Below are 22202 nucleotides of genomic sequence, written 5' to 3'. Positions count from 1 at the left end.
TTTGTGAACGAACGCTTTCGGTGCCAGCGCATCGCCCTGTCGTAGCGCTTGTCCATGGTGTGGCCGGGACCGGGAAAAGTGCGCTTCTGGCTTCGTTGTTCCAGATGTTGTCCGAACGGAGCAGGCGAAGAGCGCTCGGCGACCCCCTTGCGGATTCCACGATACGCATGATGGTCAATCATGCGGAGATGTGGAGACGATACCGTGATTTCGCCGGTGATATGACCGTTCTGCGAAAATCCCAGGTATTGCGCCCGACGTCATATATCAATGCGGCTGACAAGCAGGGTGCCGGTGCCGATGTGGCTCTGGTGGACGAGGCGCATCTGCTGCTGACGCAGCCGAACCCGTATACGCATTTCATGGCTGACAACCAGCTGGCGGAAATCGTCCGACTCAGCCGCATTACGGTGCTCGCCTACGATGGGACGCAGGTCCTGAGGATGCGCAGCATGTGGGATGACACCGTCCTGAAACGCGCTCTCGGTGATGCCGAAATCGTCAATTTCAGTCTCGGCAACCAGCATCGCATGGGGGCCTCTGATGCCGTCCGAGATTGGATACGGCGCCTGCTGAACGGGGAGGGCAGGGTTACGCCTCCTCCTTGCGGGGATGAGCATTTTGATATGAAGGTGTTCTCCGATGCGGGAGCCATGCGAGATGCCGTGGTCGAGCATGCTGAACACGGTACGTCGCGGATGCTGAGCACCTATGACTATCCCTACCGTCTCGATGGCAAGGATTATTTCATCGAGGAGCCGGGTCTGCGCATCCGATGGGACCGCTATGAACCCCAAGCGGCCTTGTCATGGCCTGACAGGCCGGAAACGCTTGACGAGGTCGGTTCCGTGTATACGATTCAGGGTCTGGATCTTGATTGGGCAGGTGTGATTCTCGGGCCTTCCAATGTGCTGGGGGAGGACGGCAAACTGCACGTCAGGCCCGACCTGTACCAGGATCAGGCGGCGTTCGTAGGAGTCTCGCACCTCAGGCAGCAGGGGTATTCCCCGCAGGATATCGAGAGCATGCGCCAACGTCTGTTGCGCAATGCCTTGATGACGCTGCTGACCAGGGCGAGAAAAGGATTGTTCCTGTATGCCCATGACACGGGACTTCGTGAAGCGCTGATAGGAGCGTAAGCCCGCGGTGAGCTGTCTGTCTTGCGGACGATGGCGATTGCTGTGGTGTCTGACCTGTACGCTGCCGGACCTTCCATGATGTGCGACCCGTGCAGAACCGCGGTGCACGGGTCGGGACGGCTTTGGGTACCACGGTTCTGGCGTACCACGGCTCAGTTCATCACAGCCCGCTGCCGACCGCCTGCGCTACGTTGTCGAAACCGTCCCGATGCAGCAGCTCCACCAATCCGCGTTTGAACAGGCTGATCTGCTGCGGGCCTCTGAACATCAGCGAGGAGAGGAACATGACCAGACTGGACCCAAGGCGAATCTTTTCGTATGCCTGCTCCGGAGTGAACACGCCGCCTATTCCTGCAATGGCGAACCTTTCGCCGAATTCACGGCGGGTCTGGGCTATCAGAGCATTGCTTCCCTGGTAGCAGGGGCCGCCCGACAGGCCGCCCTCCCATTGCATCGGCACCGCAAGTCCGGTGCGGTCCTTCTGCAGATTGGCGATGGATACGCCCTGAACGTTGTGCTCCGCCAGCACGTCGAGCAAAGCCTTGAACTCGGCCCAGCTCTTGTTCAAGGGCATTTTGACGAGCAGCGGCTGCTCGTGCGCGACGGTGTCCAATGAGGCGAACAGCCTATCGAGGTTCTCGGGGCTTTCGTTGAAGGGTTCGCCTACATGGGTGTTGGGGCAGGAGATGTTGATTTCCACCATCGAGGATCGCCCGGCCGCGCGTTCCAACGATATGCGATAGTCCTCTATGCCTTCGTCGATGTCGCCGCAGAGCTCGTCATTGGTGCGGGCGATTGAAATCGACAGGGCCATGCTTCTGGCTTTGGTGTAGGCCTTTTCGACGCGTGGAATGACCTTCTGGGAGCCGTCGTTGGCAAGTCCGACGTGAACCATCATCGAGTCGTATTCGGGGAGTCTGTGGAACCAGGGACGCTCGTTGCCTGCGCAGGGGCGTGAAGTGGTCGACCCCACGGTCTCGAATCCGAACCCCGCGGCATCCAGAACGGTTGACAGATCGCAGTTCTTGTCCAATCCTGCGGAGAGTCCGAAGGGGTTGGCGAAGTGCAGTCCCATGACCTCGCACTCCAATGCCGGGTCGGTGTAGTCCAGCATCTGTCGAAGCATCCACATCAGCGGAGGAATGGTACCGGCGGTGCGACAGAATGAGATCATCTGGTCGTGTGCGGTGTCCGGTGGCTGGTTGAACACGATGGGTTTCACGGCATGCTTGTACACGAAGGAGAACAAGTCCGTACTTGCCTTATTCACTGCGTCTCTGGCAGTTGATTCTGATACGTACTGCATGAACCTATTCTCGCACATGACGGCTTTGGTGCTCAGATGTCGTCTTGCGGCGAAGCCGTCGAGGGGCGCGTGCGCCCGTTCTTGTTGGAGGCTCCTCGAAATCGACCATGTGAGGTGCAGGGCGGCGAAGCTGATGCCAGCGCCTGTCGCGCGGCGTCTCTGTCATATTCAGACTTCGGGGTATGTCAGGTACGTGGGTTGGATGGTCAGGGCGATCACCGGGACGTCCTGTGCTCTGACAAGTACCGAAACAGTGTTCGAATCTACATGAAACGCCGTGTCGCCTGGTATGAGAGCCACCCTGGAATCGACTACAAGATGCACTCGCTTGACGCGCTCGTCGCCATCGAGCAGGTCGAACATGGTGACCTGGCCTTTGGATGTGCCGAACACCGCCCCGAAGGTCTTCAGTGACGCGAAACTCAGGCGGGTGCATCCGAGATGTCGTGCCATGCCCTTGAGATCGACCCTGCCCATGCCCGGTGCGACAAGCAGATAGCATTCGCCGGTGGTGTCCGTGAGTAACAGGTTCTTCACCATGCTTCCGGTCGTCATTCCCAAATCGCTCAGCAGACCTGACTCCATGGCTTCCTGAATGGAGGTGATGGGCGCGTGATGCTCGACTCTGTACGCAAGCTTCAGCGAATCCAACAGATGCTCGACGTCGGCGATGGTGACTGACATGACCCTCCTCATGGTTACGTGTGCTGGTAACCGTCAATCGGCCGCCAGCACCCGGTATTGTAGTCGGGCATCCGAACACCGGCAGATGGGTGATCGCCAGCACTGCACGCGCAGAGGCACGGGGAGAGTCAGGAGCTTATCGACAAGGTGCTTTCTCCTTACGAGGCGGATGCGATCGAGTACTCGTGAATTGGCATGTGTCACCGTCGTTTCGTGCAATACCCTTATCCCTCTGCAGAAATTGCTCGAGGTGAACCTTTATCGGCATGTCCCTGTCTATGCGGCTGCCGATTTCATATCGAGAGTGCCGGAGAGCATCGCGATGTGCGTTTTCTCGGGCGGCTTCGAGCATTCCATGTGGATACTCGCGTTGCGCACAGTACTGTTGTAGTGAATACTGCAGGGGGTGCATGATGTCGGACAAGACTGTTCAGCATGTCGATGAGCTTTCGCCGTCACACAGCAAAGTGTTGGTGGTTATGCCCACATACAACGAGATCGACAATCTCAGGACTACGCTTTCGGGTATTTTCTCATCCACGCGTGATGCCGAGGTGCTTGTCGTCGATGACAATTCCCCTGACGGCACCGGGAGGATGGCGGATTTCATGGCTCAGGGGGAGCCGCGTCTGCATGTGCTGCATCGCCAAGCCAAGAATGGTCTGGGCCCGGCATATCTGGAAGGCTTCCATTGGGCCTTGGACCGTCGCTACGACGTGATTTGTGAAATGGACATGGATGGCTCCCATCGTCCATTGGACCTGGCTCGGATGCTTGATGTGATGGAGCGCAATCCGCACGTTGACCTGGTGATAGGTTCGCGCAGGGTCAAAGGAGGGCAGACGGTGAATTGGCCCTTGCTGAGAGATGTGATTTCCAGGTCCGGTTCCTGGTATGCAAGACGCATGCTCGGACTGCCCGTAAAGGATGTGACGGCAGGTTTCAGAGCCTATCGTGCGGATTTGCTGAGAGAGATTGATCTGGATGGCATCGAGGCGAACGGCTACGTGTTCCAGGTCGACATGACCAGACGGGCGCATCAGGTTGGTGCGAGGATTCTGGAAATACCGATTGCGTTCATAGAGCGGACACACGGCAATTCCAAAATGGGTTCGGGCATTGTGCTTGAGGCGATGATGCGTGTGACGGTCTGGGGCGCTGAGAGAATGGTGAAACGCTCATAATACTGAGTGAAACGCAAGAAACGTTACATCAGAAGTTGTAATCGTGCGCGAATGTGTGCGATAATGTTCGAATGATATCATCACAACGCCAGCATCTGATTCTCAGCAGGCTGCGCACCCGTGGAGCGGTGCGTATCACCGCGTTATCCAAGGAATTGGGCGTTTCCGCAATGACCATCCGACGCGACATCGCGGAGCTGGCCGACAAAGGGTTGCTCAAACGCGTTCACGGCGGTGCGGTGACCACAAGCACCTTGCTTGCAGAACCCCTGTTCTCCGTGAAGTCGCAGATGGACATCGGTCTGAAGGACGCCATCGCCAAAAAGGCCCTGACCTACGTGTCTCCCGGAGACGTGATTGCCATAGGCGGCGGCACGACGGCGTACGTGTTCGCCCAGCATCTGCTGGAAAGCCGACGTTCCGCGGGCATCACGATCCTCACCAACTCGATTCCGGTCGCTGAGCTCGTGCAGGCTCTGGAAAGCAAGGACGTCGAGGTCATCGTCACGGGCGGCGTCATCACCCGTTCCAATTCACTGGTGGGTCCCATAGCCGACAAGGTCGTCGCATCGCTGCGAGTCAACACGGTGTTCCTGGGCACGCATTCTGTGTCGATTCCCAGAGGATTCCTCATGCCGAACTCCCTGGAAGCCGCCACGGACATGGCGATGATGGACATTGCCGACAACACCATCATCCTTACCGATCACACGAAGTGGAGCAGCACATCGCTGTCCCTCTTCGCCAACTTCGAGCAGGTCAGCGCCGTCGTCACCGACGACGAGCTGGATGCAGAATCCATCGAGGCCACCCGAAAACTGGTCAAAGAACTCGTCCTGGCCCATCAGGCCGAGAACAGCGAAGGAAGCGAGCAGTAATAATGAGCAATGCCGTTGCTTATCAGTCCGCGCAGTATCAACCGGCGCAGTACGCATCAGAGCATATCCGCATCACACCGACGACTCTTGCCGACGGACGTGACTTCTTCTATCTTGATGACGATCCTGAATTCGTATCGGGCAAGCGCACCCGCGAACTCCACGATCCGCGTCCTCTGACCGACCGTTTCGCGCCGCATCTGGACGCCGAGGGTCGCGAGGTGCCCGTGCAGGCGCCCCAGATGCGCAAGGACCCTCTCACCGGAGAGTGGATACCTATGGCGACGGCCCGCATGAACCGTCCCATTACCGCAGGGCCGGGTGCGACCGCAAGCGGGAACCCCCTTGCCGCTCGCAAACCCGGCGACCCGTACCAGGATGGCGAGGTTCCCGATACCGACTACAACGTCGTCGTATTCGAAAACCGTTTCCCTTCGATGATGCAGGTTCCCGGCGTTCCGGCAGTCACCACGCAGGTCGACGGCAACGCCCTCTGGGAACAGCAGATAGCCAACGGTCGCTGCGAAGTCGTGTGCTTCGACCCGAAAGAAGACGCCCTTCCCGCTGACCTCCCCGTCGAGCGCATCCGCACGGTGGTCGAGGCATGGGCCTTCCGAACGGCGGAGATTTCGGCGCTTGACGGCATCGAGCAGATTTTCCCCTTCGAAAACCACGGTCAGGAGATAGGCGTCTCACTCGCTCATCCTCACGGACAGATCTACTGCTATCCTTTCGTGGCCCCCCGTATGGAGACCGAGCTTCAGCACACCGAGGAATACCATGAGCGCACCGGTGGGAATCTGCTCAAGGACATCCTCAAGGCCGAACTCGATGCCGAGGAACGCATCGTGTTCCGCAATCATGACTGGGTGGCCTACGTCCCCGCCGCAGCCCGATGGCCACTGGAGGTTCACGTGGCACCCGTCCGAGACGGTGTGCTCAGCATCGACCAGCTCGATGACGACGAACGCTGGGGACTGGCGCAGATGTACTCCACGCTCCTGAAGCGCGGCAACGCCTTCTTCGACACCGGTGACGGCAAAGGCATGGATCTGCCCTACATTTCGGCATGGCACCAGGCACCGCTGCATGATTCCAGGCGAGAAAACTATCGGTTGAACCTGCAGTTCTTCTCCTTCCGCAGGTCGCCCAACAAAATCAAATATCTGGCAGGTTCGGAATCAGGCATGGGTGCCTGGATTTCGGACACCACACCGGAGAAAATCGCTGCTCGCTTCCACGAGCTCGGTCCGGTCGATTTAGACGCATAGAGCAGGAAGGAACGCAGAGATGTCAACAGTGCAGTTCATCAAAGCCCTTACAGACGACGAAGGATCGGACAAAGCGTCCGAGCTGTTCCGCCACACCTTCGGCGAGGATGAGAGCGGGGTGTGGAACGCTCCCGGCAGAGTCAACCTCATCGGAGAGCATACCGACTACAATGCGGGGCTCTGCCTGCCCATAGCCCTGCCGCACCGGACTTTCATAGCCCTCAAACCCAGGACGGACGGCATAGTGCGCGTCGTCTCGGATGTGGACCCCACCAGCTTTCAGGAAGTAGACCTCAATGGCCTCGAAGCTCGTGGAGTGGACGGGTGGGCGGCATATCCGGTGGGTGTGGCCTGGGCGCTGCGCAGCATGGGATTCTCGCAAGTCCAAGGCTTCGACGCCGCATTCGCCTCATGCGTGCCGCTCGGCTCGGGTCTGAGCTCTTCGGCGGCCATGACCTGCTCGACGGCGCTCGCATTGGACGACGTGTTCGCCCTCGGTTACGGCGCTTCGGACGCAGGACGCGTGATCCTGATTGAGTCGGCCATGAAATCCGAAAACGATATGGCAGGAGCGAGTACTGGTGGACTGGACCAGAACGCCTCGATGCGCTGCACGGCCGGCCACGCCTTGCTGCTGGATTGCCGTCCGGAACTCACGCCTCTGGAGAACACCTCGCAGCAGCCCTTTGACCTCAGTGCGCATGGGCTGGAACTGCTGGTCGTGGATACACAGGCTCCCCACCAGTTGAACGACGGGCAGTATGCCGAGCGCAGGGCCTGCTGCGAAGAGGCTGCCAAAGTGCTCAAGGTCGCCAATCTGCGTGTCACAGCCGACGGCATCGCCAAATCCGACGACCCCTTCCAATCCCTGAAGGAGACCCTGGATGCCTTGCCCGATGAGGTGATGAAGAAGCGTGTGCGTCATGTGGTCACCGAGATAGCACGCGTCCGCAGCTTCGTCAGGGCATTCGCCAACGGACAGGTCGAAGAGGCCGGACGCTTGTTCAACGCATCCCATGACTCGCTCAAGGCGGATTATGAGGTGACCGTGCCCGAACTCGATGTGGCTGTCGACGTGGCCCGCAAGAACGGGGCGTATGGGGCGAGAATGACCGGAGGCGGATTCGGCGGTTCGATTATCGCGCTGGTGAATTCTGGCGAGAGCGAGAAGCTGGCCCAGCTGATTGCGGACGAATTCGCTCGGCAGGGTTTCCATGCACCTCGTGCACTCGCAGCGGTCGCTTCTGACTCGGCGCGCAAGGTGCGCTAGATGATGTGAGGCCGGGCCGTCGAATCCGTTGACGGTGAGTTGCGGATTCGACGGCCCGTTCTTTTGCCCGGATGCTTTGGCGGCCTCGCACATATACTGGGGGAGTTCCCAAATCTCAGCAAGGCGTATCCAGGAGAACCCCCATGAACAAGGCAATCATCACCGTCGTCGGACAAGACACGGTAGGCATCATCGCGCGCGTATGCACCTATCTGTCCGAGCACAAGACCAACGTCCTCGATATATCACAGACCATCATCGATGGTTTCTTCAACATGATGATGATCGTTGACTACAGCTCCTCCGACAAGGAATTCGGGGACATCGTGGCGGATCTCGACGGTCTCGGAGAAGAGATCGGCGTTCGCATCCGTTGCCAGCGAGAAGAGATCTTCACCGGAATGCATCGTGTCTGAGTCATCGGCCGATATGCATCCACAGCACAAGGAAAGGTGAAGACAGCCATGCTGAATATCATGGAGGTCCACGAGACCAATCAGATGATCGAGCAGGAGAAGCTCGACGTGCGCACCATCACGATGGGCATCAGCCTGTTGGATTGCGCCAGCGACGATCTGGCGACGTTGCGAACCAATATCTATCAGAAAATCACGAGCTATGCGAAGAATCTGGTTTCCACCGGTGAGGCCATCGAGCGTGAATACGGCATCCCCATCGTCAACAAGCGCATCACGGTAACCCCCATCTCACTGGTCGCGGCGAGCGCATGCAGCAGCGTGGACGATTATGTGCAGATCGCCCACACTCTCGACAAGGTCGCCAAGGAAGTCGGCGTGAACTTCATCGGCGGGTATTCCGCGCTGGTGAGCAAGTCCATGACTCCTACGGAACGGCTGCTGATCGAATCGCTGCCGCAGGCTCTTTCGGAGACCGAGCGCGTGTGTGCCAGCGTGAACGTCGGCTCGACCAAAACCGGCATCGATATGGATGCCGTGGCTCTGGTCGGACGCAAGATTCTCGAGGTCTCGCAGGCCACCGCCGATACCGACAGTTCGGGCAATTCGAAGCTGGTGATTTTCTGCAACGCTCCTGACGACAACCCCTTCATGGCAGGTGGCTTCCACGGCGTCACGGAGGGCGACGCCGTGATCAACGTCGGCGTATCCGGTCCCGGTGTGGTGCGGACGGCCTTGGAGTCTGCTCGAGGCAAGGATTTCGGTGTGCTGTGCGAGACCATCAAACGCACCGCATTCAAAATCACCCGTGTCGGGCAGTTGGTGGCCCAGGAAGCCAGCAAGCGCCTGGGTGTGCCCTTCGGCATCATCGACCTGTCTCTGGCTCCGACACCGGCAGTGGGGGATTCGGTCGGCGAAGTGCTCGAAGAGATGGGCTTGGAACAGGTCGGTGCTCCCGGAACGACCGCCGCGCTGGCCCTGCTCAACGATCAGGTCAAGAAGGGCGGCATCATGGCATCCAGCTATGTGGGCGGACTCTCCGGCGCCTTCATCCCTGTATCCGAGGACAAGAACATGATCGATGCCGCAGCATCGGGCTGCCTTACCATCGAGAAATTGGAAGCGATGACCTGTGTGTGCAGCGTCGGTCTCGACATGATCGCGATTCCGGGCGACACCACCGCCAGCACCATCTCAGGCATCATCGCCGATGAATCCGCCATCGGGATGATCAATCAGAAGACCACGGCAGTGCGCGTGATTCCGGTGATCGGCAAAGGTGTCGGCGATATGGCCGAATTCGGCGGACTCCTGGGCCGTGCTCCGATTATGCCGGTCAATCAGAAGAGCTGCGAGGCCTTCGTCAGCCGTGGCGGAAGAATCCCGGCCCCGATTCACAGCTTCAAAAACTGATACACAGCGATACTGAGAGATAACTGCAATACAAGGACAGTACATACACGGATATTCCTGTGAAAAACTGTCCTTGTATTGCAGTTATCTTTTTGCGGTGGAATGTGGCCGTGTTGCGTACCTGAAAACGGACGATGTGTATCCTTGCCATCATGACCGACAATCGCTATGAACTGAACAAAAACCTTGCCCAAATGCTCAAAGGCGGCGTCATCATGGACGTCACCACACCGGAGCAGGCGGAGATAGCCCAGGATGCCGGAGCCTGCGCGGTGATGGCGTTGGAGCGCATCCCCGCCGATATTCGTGCCGCGGGCGGAGTCTCGCGCATGAGTGACCCGAAGATGATTCGCGGCATCCAGAAGGCCGTGTCGATTCCGGTCATGGCGAAGGTCCGCATCGGGCATTTCGTTGAGGCGCAGGTTCTGCAGGCCCTTGACATCGATTACATCGACGAGTCCGAGGTGCTCACACCGGCGGATGACGTCTACCATATCGACAAAACCCAATTCAGCGTGCCGTTCGTCTGCGGCGCGAAGAATCTCGGAGAGGCGCTTCGCAGGATTGCGGAGGGTGCCTCGATGATTCGGACCAAAGGAGAACCGGGAACCGGCGACGTGGTGCAGGCCGTGCGTCATATGCGCGAGATGAACAGGCAGATTCGCGAGGTCGCCGGACTGCGCGACGACGAACTCTTCGAGAAGGCGAAGCAGCTTGAGGTCCCGGTCGAACTGCTGCGTTCGGTGCATGACCACGGCCGTTTGCCGGTGGTCAATTTCGCTGCAGGTGGTGTGGCCACGCCAGCCGATGCCTCGCTGATGATGCAGCTGGGTGCGGAAGGCGTATTCGTCGGTTCGGGAATCTTCAAATCGGGCGATCCTGCGCAAAGGGCCTCTGCAATCGTGCAGGCGACGACCAACTACCAGGACTGGGATCTGGTGGCAAGGGTCTCCGAAGGACTGGGCGAGGCGATGGTCGGCATCAACGAGAACGAAATCGCGGTGCTGATGGCGGAGCGTGGCAAGTGAGCGCAGAAACGCAGGCATTCGCACCTCGTATCGGTGTGCTCGCCCTGCAAGGGGCGTTCGCCGAACACCAGCGTATGCTGTCGCAGCTCGGGGCTTCGACCGTGCAGATACGTCAGCTCAGCGATCTTGATGAGGATATGGACGGTTTGGTGCTTCCCGGTGGAGAATCAACCGTGCAGGGCAAGCTGCTGCGCGACCTGGGGATGCTGGAGGCTTTGCGGGAGCGGCTTGTGGGCGGCCTGCCCGTGTTCGGGACATGTGCGGGCCTGCTGCTGCTGGCAAAGCAGGTGGAGGATGGCGAAAGTCATCTTGCGGTCATGGACATCGTCGCGAAGCGCAACGCATATGGACGTCAGCTAGGTTCGTTCGCGACCAGGGGAGCGATGGCGGATGTCGGGGAGATACCGATGACCTTCATCCGAGCACCGTATATCGACAGCGTGGGGGATGGCGTCGAGGTTCTGGCACGTGTGGACGGACATATCGTGGCCGCACGCCAGGACGCCATGCTGGTCACGTCCTTCCACCCTGAATTGAACGACGACCTGTCAACGCACCGATATTTCCTGGACAATCTGGTGCGGGGGCGCCGCGCAGCGCGCTAGACACCAGCTCATTCCGCTTGCGCACGCCTTGTCCGGGTGCCCGCGCCGTGCATGCTGCCACCCGGCTCGCGGGCTTAGTTGCCGCCGCTGAAATCGAGCTGACGCCAGGCTTCGTATATGGCGATTGACGCGCAATTGGTCAGGTTCAGGCTTCGCAGGGAGGGACGCATCGGCAGCCGCACCTGCTCCGCCACATGAGGGCCGCCCATAATATCCATCGGATCGGGAATATCGCCCGGTTCGGGGCCGAACAGCAGAATATCCGTGGGGCGGTATTGCACTTCGGTATAGAGTTTCGTGGCGTTCGCGGTGAAGGCGATGATGCGTGATCCCGGCATGGAGTCGACCAGGCTCTGGAAGTTCGGGTGCAGCACCACATGTGCCATATCGTGATAGTCCAGACCGGCGCGACGGAGTTTGGTGTCGTGCAGATTGAAGCCCAGGGGTTCCACCAAGTGCAGAATCGTTCCGGTCACGGCGCACAGGCGGATGGCAGAACCCGTATTGCCCGGAATGCGAGGCGAGTAATAGCACAGGTGAGGGGTGATTGTCGTGGATTTCGCGGCGTCCTCGGCCTTGAGCATCGCATCCACAACGCTGATCGGATTGCCATGGGCATCGGTGACGAGTTCGTCGGTACGGACTGTGGATTTGCGGTAACCGTACTCGTACATGCTTTCCACCGCGCCCTCGGCTGGGGATTCGTTGCCGGTACGTGGTGCCGCCGAGGTGTCGTTCCGCTCTGCGCTGCTGGATGCTGTCTGTTCCTGATTGCTCACAGGGGCAAGAATAGAAGCGAAGAACGACAGCACACGATGTTCTGGCGTCCGTCGACTTTCATATATCGCTCGAAGCGTCCTGGAAGCGGTGAAGCTGTGGGAATCGGCTAGGCTGGTCAATCGTGATGGGCATATGACCGGTAGGTATGACGACCGACAGACACGTGGTGAAGAGGCGGGCGGTTCCGCGACGGATGCCGTGCTGGTTCGGCAGGACCTTTTCCCCTGGTGGGATGCGAATGCACGAGATCTGCCGTGGCGTTTCGGCAGAACCACGCCTTGGGGTGTTCTGGTTTCCGAGGTCATGAGCCAGCAGACCCAGATGAGCCGAGTCGTGCCCTATTGGCAGGCGTGGATGGCGGTGTGGCCGGATGCCCGCGCGTTGGCGGAAGCCAGCCCGGCCGAGGTCATTACGGCGTGGGGAAAACTGGGGTACCCGCGGCGCGCTCTCAGGCTGCAATCATGCGCCCGCGTGGTCGGCGAAGACTATGACGATGCGTTGCCGTCCACGTACGAGCGCCTCACCGGGTTGCCCGGAGTGGGGGATTACACGGCGAGCGCGGTGATGAGCTTCGCCTTCGGCGAACGGATTGCGGTGGTGGACACCAATATCCGTCGCGTACTGTCACGGGTGTTTCTCGGGGTGGAGTCCCAGGGCGGAGCGTCAACGGTGGAGGAGCGCAGTCTGGCCAACACGGTGCTGCCCGATGACGCGCGTGAGTCCGTGCTGTGGAACCAATCCGTGATGGAGTTGGGCGCCCTGGTCTGTACGGCTCGAAAGCCGCTGTGCGAGAGCTGCCCGTTGGCTGGACTGTGCGCTTTCAATGCGGCCGGTAAGCCCGGTCTGGGTGATCGTCCGACAAGGCCGCGTCAGCGCTTCAAGGGAACGGACCGACAGGTCAGAGGGATTATTCTCGACGCCTTGCGCAGTCGTCCTGCAGATGCCCGGGTGAGCAGGGACGAACTCGACGCGTTGTGGTCCGTTACCGGGCAGTTGGATGCTTGCCTGGCTTCTTTGGATGATGACGGGCTGATAGTTATTCATCATGATTCCTCGATTTCCTTCCCCTGATGGGGCGTTGAAGAGGGGTCTGTCACGGCTCTCGTCGTAGACTCGGGACTATGGCCAAGCGAAGGATCAGTGCAAAACAGCGTCGCATCTACCGACGTCGCAGGATTGTCGCAGCTGTGCTCGCGGTTGTGGCCGTGGTGTTGTGCTGGGGAATCGTGTGGCTTCTGGTCAAGGGTGTCGGCGCGGTGAACTACGCAATCAACAAGGACGACATCAATGCCATATCACGGCAGGCGGCTCCCAGTCCGAAAGAGGTTTCGGGCGTGAAGAACTGCACCGCCAATGATCTCGATCTCGATCTCAGCGCAAGCTCGCCTACGTTGTCGCTCGGCGGTTCGGTCAAGTTCACGGCGACCATCAAGCACCACGGTTCGGTGAGCTGCCTGATCGACGGTTCGGACGCTTCTCGTGTGCTGACCATCACATCCGGCAACGAAACAGTCTGGCACTCGGATTCCTGCCCGGCGAACAGCCGCATGCTGCTGATGACCGGCAACGACAAGGACATCCAGACGTTGACCTGGAATGCCAACTCGACCGGTGAGCAGTGCCAGCAGGATTCTGCCTTGCCCAATGTGGAGCGCGGCACCTATGTGGCGAAGCTGTCCTTGAAGGGCGACGACAAAGTCCAGTCCGATCCCGTTTCCGTGGTGGTGCAATAGCCGCTGCTCCGCTGCTTCCGCGCCTCAACATAGATAACTGCACTAAAAGGACAGCTTTTTCGGAGTTTTCTGGGCAAAAAGCTGTCCTTTTAGTGCAGTTATCCCGTGGGGTTCCATGAATAGCTAGATGCGACACTTCGCACTTGTGAGGTGTGGTATGGTGTGCTATTCTTGTGACTCTGCGTGAAGTGTGTCATATAGCGGGCATGCATCATTGGGGAAATGCCCGCGAATCGGCATATGGTGGCCATGAGGCGTTTTCCAGGCAAGCAACGATCCATCGAACATAGCGAGCGATAAGGAAAGTCTACTTTGGCTGCCAACAAAGCTGCAAGAAATACCACACAAACATACGCACGCGCTGATGAAGAAGACATCAGGCTTCACAAGGCACCTAACCGCGTGAACTTCGGTTCCATCAAAGAACCCATCGACGTCCCATATCTGTTGGGCGTCCAGACCGACAGCTTCGACTGGCTGATCGGCAACGAGCGCTGGAAGCAGCGCGTCGAAGAAGACAAGCAGGCCGGCACGAACACCGTAGCCCACACCTCAGGCCTCGACGAGGTATTCCAGGAGATCTCACCGATCGAGAACTTCGCCCAGACCATGAGTCTGGCCTTCTCCGACCCGTACTTCGAAGAGCCGCGCCACACCGTGCTTGAGTGCAAGGAGAAGGACTACACATACTCGGCACCGCTGTACGTGAACGCCGAATTCGAGAACGGCGACACCGGCGAGATCAAGTCTCAGACCGTCTTCATGGGCGACTTCCCGCTGCAGACGCCTCACGGCACCTTCATCATCGGAGGCACCGAGCGCGTCATCGTCTCGCAGCTGGTGCGTTCCCCGGGTGTGTACTTCGACCGCAACCGCGACCGCACGACCGACAAGGAAGTATTCGGCGCGAAGATCATTCCAAGCCGCGGCGCATGGCTCGAGTTCGAAATCGACAAGCGTGACGTCCTCGGCGTGCGCGTCGACCGCAAGCGCAAGCAGTCGGCCATCGTCTTCCTCGAGGCCATCGGTATGACCAAGTCGGAGATCAAGGAGTCCTTCCAGGGATATCCGCTGGTGCTTGACGCTCTGGAGAAGGAATCCATCGACAACCAGGATGCCGCACTGACCGATCTGTACCGCAAGATCCGCCCTTCGGACACGGCGACCCCGGAAGCCGGGCGAAACCTGCTCGACTCCTTCTACTTCAACACGAAGCGCTACGACCTCGCACGCGTGGGCCGCTACAAGATCAACCGCAAGCTTGGTCTCGAAGCGGACTTCGACGACCGCAGCCTGAATCGTGACGACATCATCGCCACCATCAAGTATCTGGTGACCCTGCATGCAGGCGATAAGACCTTCCCGGGTTCGCGCAATGGCGAGGCCGTGGACCTGCGCGTCGATGTGGACGATATCGACCACTTCGGCAACCGTCGTATCCGTCAGGTGGGCGAGCTGATTCAGAATCAGCTGCGTACCGGTCTTTCCCGCATGGAGCGTGTGGTTCGCGAGCGTATGACGACGCAGGACGCCGAGGCCATCACGCCTCAGTCCCTGATCAACATCCGTCCTGTCAACGCGACGATCAAGGAGTTCTTCGGAACCTCCCAGCTTTCGCAGTTCATGGACCAGAACAACCCGCTCGCCGGTGTGACCAACAAGCGTCGTCTGTCCGCACTGGGCCCCGGCGGTCTTTCCCGTGACCGTGCGTCGATGGAAGTGCGAGACGTGCACCCCTCCCACTTCGGACGTATGTGCCCGATCGAGTCCCCTGAAGGTCCGAACATCGGTCTTATCGGATCGTTGGCGACTTTCGGTCGCATCAACCCCTTCGGCTTCATCGAAACGCCGTACCGCAAGGTCGACAACGGTCAGCTGACCGACGAGATCACCTATATGACCGCTGATCAGGAAGCCGATCACGTGATCGCCCAGGCCAACCAGATCATCGACGACAAGGGTCATCTGGTCGAGTCCACGGCTCTTGTGCGAGACAGCGAGGGCGAGGCGGAGGATGTGCCGGTCGACCAGGTCGACTACATGGACGTCTCTCCACGTCAGATGGTGTCGCTTGGCGCTTCGCTCATTCCCTTCCTTGAGCACGACGAGGGCCACCGAGCGCTGATGGGTACCAACATGCAGCGTCAGGCCGTCCCGCTGATCAAGTCCGAGCGTCCGCTTGTGGGCACCGGTTCGGAATGGCGTGCGGCCGTCGATTCAGGCGATGTGATTCTTGCCGACAAGCCAGGTGTGGTCACCTACGTGTCCGGCGACATCATTCGCGTGCTCAACGACGATGGCACCCAGTCCAGCTACAAGCTCTCCAAGTTCCAGCGTTCGAATCAGACCACCTGCTACAACCAGGTGCCCACCATCAAGGACGGCGAACGTGTCGAGGCCGGTTCCGTGCTGGCCGACGGCCCCGCCACCCAGAACGGCGAGATGGCGCTCGGCAAGAACCTTCTGGTTGCCTTCATGCCTTGGAACGGCTACAACTACGAGGACGCGGTGATCATCTCCCAGCGTCTGGTCCAGGACGACACCCTGAGCTCCATCCACATCGAGGAATACGAAATCGATGCCCGCGAGACCAAGCTCGGTTCCGAGGAGATCACCCGCGACCTGCCGAATGTCGGTGAGGACGCGGTGGCCAACCTTGACGAGCGCGGCGTTATCCGCATCGGTGCCGAGGTCGAGGCCGGAGACATCCTCGTCGGCAAGGTCACGCCTAAGGGCGAGACCGAGCTGACCCCCGAGGAGCGTCTGCTTCGTGCCATCTTCGGCGAGAAGAGCCGCGAGGTCCGCGACACCTCCCTGCGGGTTCCTCACGGCGAGACCGGTACGGTCATCGCTGTCAAGGAGATTTCACGCGAGGATGCCGAGGAGGACGGCGACGAGCTGCCCAACGGCGTGAACCAGATGATTCGCGTCTACATCGCCCAGCATCGCAAGATCACGCAGGGCGACAAGCTCTCGGGTCGTCACGGCAACAAGGGTGTTATCTCGCGCATCCTGCCCGAAGAGGACATGCCGTTCCTTCCGGACGGCACCCCGATCGACATCATGCTCAACCCCTTGGGCGTGCCTAGCCGAATGAACCTCGGACAGGTGCTCGAGCTGCATCTCGGGTGGATCGCCCACGCAGGCTGGGACATCAACATCGATCCCGATCTCGAAGCCGAATGGAAGAAGCACATTCCTGCTGGCGCGGAGAAGGCCGACCCCGATACCCCGGTCGCTTCGCCGGTATTCGACGGTGTCCGTCAGGATGCTCTGCATGGTCTGCTCAAGACCACGCTGCCGAACCGTGACGGCGAGCATCTCGTGGGAGACCACGGCAAGGCCGTGCTGTATGACGGTCGCACCGGTGAACCGTTCACCAAGCCGATTTCCGTGGGCTACATGTACATGCTCAAGCTCCACCACCTCGTGGACGACAAGATCCACGCACGCTCCACCGGTCCGTACTCGATGATCACCCAGCAGCCCCTCGGTGGCAAGGCGCAGTTCGGCGGACAGCGCTTCGGCGAGATGGAGGTCTGGGCCCTCGAGGCTTACGGTGCCGCCTACACGCTGCACGAGATGATGACCACGAAGTCCGATGACGTCGACGGTCGTGTGCGCGTCTACGGAGCCATCGTGAAGGGCGACAACCTGCCTCCTGCAGGCATCCCCGAATCCTTCAAGGTGCTGCTCAAGGAAATGCAGTCGCTGTCCCTGAACGTCGAGGTGCTGAACGCCGAAGGCGTGGCCATCGATATGAAGGACGAGGATGACGATCCGGCCTCCGCGTCGAATGATCTCGGTTTCAACATCGGTGCAAGGCCTGATGCGGGAGCCGCAATGTCGTCGAACGATTCCGAACCGGAATACCGCTGAACGCAGGTCATTACGGCTGTGCGGGCGCAGGAATGAACGCCCGCCCGCACGGCCCCTCAAGAACGTACAAGCAGTAACAAGCGAAAGACAGGACATAGAGTGCTGGACGTCAACGCATTTGACAAACTGAGAATCGGCCTGGCTACGGCAGAGGACATCCGCAGCTGGAGCTTCGGTGAGGTTAAGAAGCCTGAAACCATCAACTACCGTACTTTGAAGCCAGAGAAGGACGGCCTGTTCGGCGAGCAGATCTTCGGACCTACCCGCGATTGGGAGTGCGCCTGCGGTAAATACAAGCGCGTGCGCTTCAAGGGCATCGTCTGCGAACGCTGCGGTGTGGAGGTCACTCGTTCACGCGTGCGACGTGAGCGCATGGGACATATCGAGCTCGCAGCTCCCGTGACCCACATCTGGTTCTTCAAAGGTGTGCCTTCACGCCTGGGATACCTTCTGGACATCGCTCCGAAGGATCTCGAGAAGGTCATCTACTTCGCCGCCTACATGGTGACGAAGGTCGACGAGGATCAGCGTCACCAGGATCTGCCTGATCTGCAGGACGAGTTCGATACCGAGATCAACCACCTCGAAAAGGCCCGCGACAACGAAATCGAGAAGCGCGCCAAGAAGATCGAAGAGGACCTCGCCGAGCTCGAGGCTTCGGGAGAAGCCAAGGGAGCCGTCAAGTCCAAGCTGCGCAACGGCGCGGAACGCGACATGGCAGCCATCCGTCAGCGCTACGACGACCAGATTCAGCGTCTGAGCGCCGTCTTCGACCGTTTCAAGAGCCTCAAGCCCGGAGACATGGAAGGTGATGTGGACCTGTGGCGTGAGATGGAGGATCGCTACGGCGATTACTTTGAAGGCTGCATGGGCGCCGAGGCCATCAAGAAGCGTCTGCAGGATTTCGATCTGGAAGCTTCCTCGAAGCAGCTGCGCGAGGAGATCGAGACCGGAACAGGTCAGCGCAAGGCTCGCGCCTTGAAGCGTCTGAAGGTCGTCAACGCCTTCCTCTCCACGGGCAACAGCCCTGTGGCGATGGTGCTGGACGTCGTTCCCGTCATCCCTCCGGATCTGCGTCCTATGGTGCAGCTCGACGGCGGTCGTTTTGCGACTTCGGATCTCAACGATCTCTATCGTCGCGTCATCAACCGCAACAACCGTCTGAAGCGCCTCATCGAGCTCGGTGCTCCTGAGATTATGCTCAACAACGAGAAGCGCATGCTGCAGGAAGCTGTGGATTCGCTCTTCGACAACGGTCGTCGTGGTCGCCCGGTGACCGGAGCCTCCAACCGTCCTCTGAAGTCGCTTTCCGACATGCTCAAGGGCAAGCAGGGACGTTTCCGTCAGAACCTGCTCGGCAAGCGTGTGGATTACTCGGGCCGTTCAGTGATCGTGGTCGGACCGAGCCTGCGTATGCACCAGTGCGGTCTGCCGAAGCCGATGGCTTTGGAGCTGTTCAAGCCCTTCGTCATCAAGCGTCTGGTCGATCTGAACTATGCGCAGAACATGAAGAGCGCGAAGCGTCTGGTCGATCGCGGCGACGCCGAGGTCTGGGGTGTGCTTGAAGAGGTCATCTCCGAGCATCCAGTGCTCCTGAACCGTGCACCTACCCTGCATCGTCTGGGCATTCAGGCTTTCGAGCCGATTCTGGTCGAGGGCAAGGCCATCCATCTTCCACCGCTGGCCTGCGCTGCATTCAACGCCGACTTCGACGGCGACCAGATGGCCGTCCATCTTCCGCTGAGTGCCGAGGCACAGGCCGAGGCGCGTGCCCTGATGATGGCTTCCGACAACATTCTGAAGCCAGCCGACGGACACACCGTAACCATGCCTTCGCAGGATATGATTCTGGGTCTGTACTACTTGACCACAGGCAAGGAAGGCGCCAAGGGGCAGGGACGTATCTTCAGCACTCTGGCCGAAGCTCGTATGGCCCTCGACCTGGGCGACATTGAAATGCAGTCCAAGGTGCTCATCCGCGTGGCCTCCGATTTCGTGCCGCCGAAGCACTGGGAGCCGAGCGAGCTCAAGGTCGTCGACCCTGAACCCGGCAGTCCCGATGTGGTGAAGGAGGAGCGTCTGAGCGACGGTTCCTATCTCTTCGCCACCAGCTACGGCCGCATTCTCTTCAACGAGACTCTGCCCACCGACTATCCCTTCATCAACGAGCAGGTCGCCAAGGGCAAGCTTGCCGGCATCGTCGATGACATCGCCACCCGCTATTCCACGGCTCAGGTTGCCGTGACCCTGGATGCCTTGAAGGATCTCGGATTCACCCGAGCCCCGTGGTCCGGCGTCACGATGGCCTTCTCCGATATCGTCGCTCCTCCCGAGCGTGACGAAATCGTGCAGGGCTACGAGAAGCAGGCCGACAAGGTGAACGCGCAGTTCGACATGGGTCTGCTGACCGATGAAGAGCGCCGCCAGGAGCTCATCAATCTGTGGACCGAATGCACCGACAAGGTTGCGGACGCGATGCAGGAGCATTTCACCTCGGACAACAACGTGAACATCATGGTGCAGTCCGGAGCCCGTGGAAACTGGATGCAGATTCGCCAGATCGCCGGTATGCGTGGACTTGTGGCAAACCCGAAGGGCGAGATTATTCCTCGTCCTGTGAAGTCCAACTATCGCGACGGCCTTTCGGTGCTGGAGTACTTCATCTCCCAGCACGGTGCCCGCAAGGGTCTGGCAGATACCGCATTGCGTACCGCAGAGTCGGGATACCTGACTCGTCGTCTGGTCGATGTGTCGCAGGATGTCATCGTGCGCGAAGACGATTGCGGAACCAAGCGTGGTCTGCCCATGAAGGTCGCAGAGCGCGATGAGGCAGGCAATCTGGTGCTCGTCAAGAACGCCGACGGTGGCCCGTACTCACGTCTGCTGTCATCGGATGTCATCGATCCTCAGGACGGCAAGACCGTACTGTACAAGAGCGGTGACGCCCTGTCGATGGATGTGCTTCACGATCTCGTCGCCCACGGCGTCGAAGAAGTCAAGGCCCGTTCGGTGCTGACCTGCGAGTCGAAGCGCGGCGTGTGCGCCAAGTGCTACGGCTGGTCGTTGGCCACCAACAAGCTGGTGGACGTCGGCGAGGCCGTCGGTATCGTCGCCGCACAGTCCATCGGTGAGCCCGGTACTCAGTTGACTCTGCGTTCCTTCCACTCCGGTGGTGTGGCTTCGGCTTCCGATATCACCCAGGGTCTGCCTCGTGTCACCGAGCTTTTCGAGGCACGTACGCCTAAGGGCGAGGCGCCTATCGCCGAGTTCCCCGGAACCATCAAGATCGAGGACACCGACCGTGGCCGTCAGGTCACGCTGAGCCCCGACGACTCATCCGTGGAGCCTATCGCCTACACGGTCACTCGTCGCGCTCCGCTGCTGATCAAGGACGGCGACCATGTGGAAGCCGGCACCCAGCTGATCGAAGGTTCAATGGACCCGAAGAAGATTCTGAGAATCCTCGGACCTCGTGCAGCACAGGTGAACATCGTGGAGGAAGTCCACAATGTGTACCGTTCGCAGGGTGTGGATATCCACGACAAGCACATCGAGGTCATCGTCCATCAGATGCTCCGTCGCGTGACGGTGATCGATTCCGGTGACACCGAGTTGCTTCCCGGCGAGCTTGCCGATCAGGCTCGTTTCAAGGCCGCGAACATCAAGGCCGTGAAGAACGGCGGACGTCCTGCCGCTGGTCGTCCGGAGCTGATGGGCATCACCAAGGCTTCCTTGGCAACGGATTCATGGCTGTCCGCAGCATCCTTCCAGGAGACCACCCGCGTGCTCACAGAGGCTTCCTTGAGCCAGAAGGTCGATGACCTGAAGGGTCTGAAGGAGAACGTCATCATCGGTAAGCTCATCCCGGCCGGAACCGGACTTGCCCGTTACCACAACGCCGTTGTGGAGCCGGACAAGGCCATCCGCGACACCATCTACCCGAACTTCGGTCTGGGTGGGGATGGCACTGATGTCGATCTCAGCGATGCTGATCTCAGCGATGTCGATTTCTCGAATATCGATTTCGGTGATCTCAAGCTCGGTGATGATTTCAACCCTGATGATTTCCTCAACGATCAGGGTGGTCAGAGCGGACTGGGCGGCAGCGACGACACTGCGCCGAGTGATACCACTCTCTAAGTGACAGTGTGATTCGGTTCGTCGACAGGCGAGCCGAACCACCATGGCTTGGTGATGCTATGGGGCCTGACCGTGCATGTGCACGGTCAGGCCCCTTAGTATTGTCCGCAGCCACGTTGCTGCAGGAATTTCGGTCGGAAATCGACAGCTAGCCGGTTGTGTAGGGATTCTGAAGGTGCCCGGTGGTTTCGGCTCGGATGACCGGCGTGATTGCAGCGAGGCGGTCCGCAACGGTGCGCCGTGTTCTCTATAATTCCTGCACAACGGCGCGCATTCCTCGGCAAGCCGATCGGCGCCGTAGCGGGACGGGTCAACGATGGTCGATTTCCATGCATGTCGTGAGTTGACAAAGAGTGCGGGGAATGGCTATGTTTAGGCCGTCGACAGGGCGCGGGGATTGAAGCGCATGGGGATTGTCGGCAGATTGTGGCGGATACAGCACTCACCGTTATGGGGGTTGAACGCCGAACCACCAA

Annotated in this window: 16 protein-coding genes; 13 read left to right on the top strand and 3 right to left on the bottom strand. The window is 59.6% G+C overall.

All coding sequences use genetic code 11. The features are described 5' to 3' along the window. Positions 1-20: 20 nt before the first annotated feature. Positions 21-1139, top strand: a complete 1119-nt coding sequence (locus tag DB51_RS08130) for a DUF2075 domain-containing protein (protein ID WP_162174635.1) — start codon at positions 21-23, stop codon at positions 1137-1139. Between the two features lie 160 nt (positions 1140-1299). Here the strand turns inward: DB51_RS08130 and DB51_RS08125 are convergent, their stop codons facing one another. Next, positions 1300-2445, bottom strand: a complete 1146-nt coding sequence (locus tag DB51_RS08125; RefSeq protein ID WP_034254350.1) for a quinone-dependent dihydroorotate dehydrogenase — start codon at positions 2443-2445, stop codon at positions 1300-1302. Positions 2446-2613: 168 nt separating this feature from the next. After that, a complete protein-coding gene (locus tag DB51_RS08120) occupies positions 2614-3129 on the bottom strand; it encodes a YbaK/EbsC family protein (protein ID WP_051867389.1) in 516 nt (171 codons plus the stop codon). 410 nt (positions 3130-3539) lie between these two features. Between DB51_RS08120 and DB51_RS08110 the strand changes: the two genes are divergently transcribed. The 8 genes from DB51_RS08110 (at position 3540) to pdxT (ending at position 11194) form a co-directional block, all read left to right on the top strand. Next, positions 3540-4313 carry a polyprenol monophosphomannose synthase gene (locus tag DB51_RS08110; RefSeq protein ID WP_238548333.1) on the top strand — a complete coding sequence of 258 codons (774 nt, stop codon included), beginning with the start codon at positions 3540-3542 and terminating at the stop codon, positions 4311-4313. Positions 4314-4384: 71 nt separating this feature from the next. Beyond that, positions 4385-5191, top strand: a complete 807-nt coding sequence (locus tag DB51_RS08105; RefSeq protein ID WP_034253140.1) for a DeoR/GlpR family DNA-binding transcription regulator — start codon at positions 4385-4387, stop codon at positions 5189-5191. A gap of 2 nt (positions 5192-5193) precedes the next feature. Continuing rightward, on the top strand, positions 5194-6462 hold the full coding sequence (galT, locus tag DB51_RS08100; RefSeq protein ID WP_034253138.1) for a galactose-1-phosphate uridylyltransferase: 1269 nt from the start codon (positions 5194-5196) through the stop codon (positions 6460-6462). A 19-nt stretch (positions 6463-6481) separates the two neighbouring features. Then, on the top strand, positions 6482-7732 hold the full coding sequence (galK, locus tag DB51_RS08095) for a galactokinase (protein ID WP_034253135.1): 1251 nt from the start codon (positions 6482-6484) through the stop codon (positions 7730-7732). Between the two features lie 143 nt (positions 7733-7875). Further along, positions 7876-8148 carry an ACT domain-containing protein gene (locus DB51_RS08090; protein ID WP_034253133.1) on the top strand — a complete coding sequence of 91 codons (273 nt, stop codon included), beginning with the start codon at positions 7876-7878 and terminating at the stop codon, positions 8146-8148. Positions 8149-8196: 48 nt separating this feature from the next. Further along, complete coding sequence (locus tag DB51_RS08085) at positions 8197-9561, top strand: PFL family protein (protein WP_034253130.1); 1365 nt, start codon at positions 8197-8199, stop codon at positions 9559-9561. A 152-nt stretch (positions 9562-9713) separates the two neighbouring features. Continuing rightward, positions 9714-10589: a pyridoxal 5'-phosphate synthase lyase subunit PdxS gene (pdxS, locus tag DB51_RS08080; protein ID WP_034254343.1), complete on the top strand. Its 876-nt coding sequence runs from the start codon at positions 9714-9716 to the stop codon at positions 10587-10589. Continuing rightward, the gene (gene pdxT, locus DB51_RS08075) at positions 10586-11194 is read left to right on the top strand and encodes a pyridoxal 5'-phosphate synthase glutaminase subunit PdxT (RefSeq protein WP_034253127.1); all 609 of its coding nucleotides are present in this window, start codon (positions 10586-10588) and stop codon (positions 11192-11194) included. The genes pdxS and pdxT overlap by 4 nt, the downstream gene beginning before the upstream one ends. A gap of 74 nt (positions 11195-11268) precedes the next feature. Here pdxT and DB51_RS08070 read toward each other — a convergent pair whose 3' ends face one another. Beyond that, complete coding sequence (locus tag DB51_RS08070) at positions 11269-11868, bottom strand: tRNA (cytidine(34)-2'-O)-methyltransferase (RefSeq protein WP_156958329.1); 600 nt, start codon at positions 11866-11868, stop codon at positions 11269-11271. A 238-nt stretch (positions 11869-12106) separates the two neighbouring features. Here DB51_RS08070 and DB51_RS08065 point away from each other — a divergent pair, with 238 nt between their 5' ends. The 4 genes from DB51_RS08065 (at position 12107) to DB51_RS08050 (ending at position 21726) form a co-directional block, all read left to right on the top strand. Next, positions 12107-13045 carry an HhH-GPD family protein gene (locus DB51_RS08065; protein WP_084674637.1) on the top strand — a complete coding sequence of 313 codons (939 nt, stop codon included), beginning with the start codon at positions 12107-12109 and terminating at the stop codon, positions 13043-13045. 50 nt (positions 13046-13095) lie between these two features. Next, positions 13096-13707, top strand: coding sequence for a hypothetical protein (locus tag DB51_RS08060; RefSeq protein WP_034253125.1), 612 nt, complete (start codon positions 13096-13098; stop codon positions 13705-13707). Between the two features lie 312 nt (positions 13708-14019). Then, complete coding sequence (gene rpoB, locus DB51_RS08055) at positions 14020-17586, top strand: DNA-directed RNA polymerase subunit beta (protein ID WP_034253123.1); 3567 nt, start codon at positions 14020-14022, stop codon at positions 17584-17586. A gap of 99 nt (positions 17587-17685) precedes the next feature. Further along, the gene (locus DB51_RS08050; protein ID WP_034253122.1) at positions 17686-21726 is read left to right on the top strand and encodes a DNA-directed RNA polymerase subunit beta'; all 4041 of its coding nucleotides are present in this window, start codon (positions 17686-17688) and stop codon (positions 21724-21726) included. Positions 21727-22202: the final 476 nt, after the last annotated feature.

It is taken from the genome of Bifidobacterium crudilactis (genome assembly GCF_000738005.1).
Lineage (GTDB): Bacteria > Actinomycetota > Actinomycetes > Actinomycetales > Bifidobacteriaceae > Bombiscardovia > Bombiscardovia crudilactis.
This window is presented reverse-complemented; position numbering and strand designations above follow the sequence as displayed.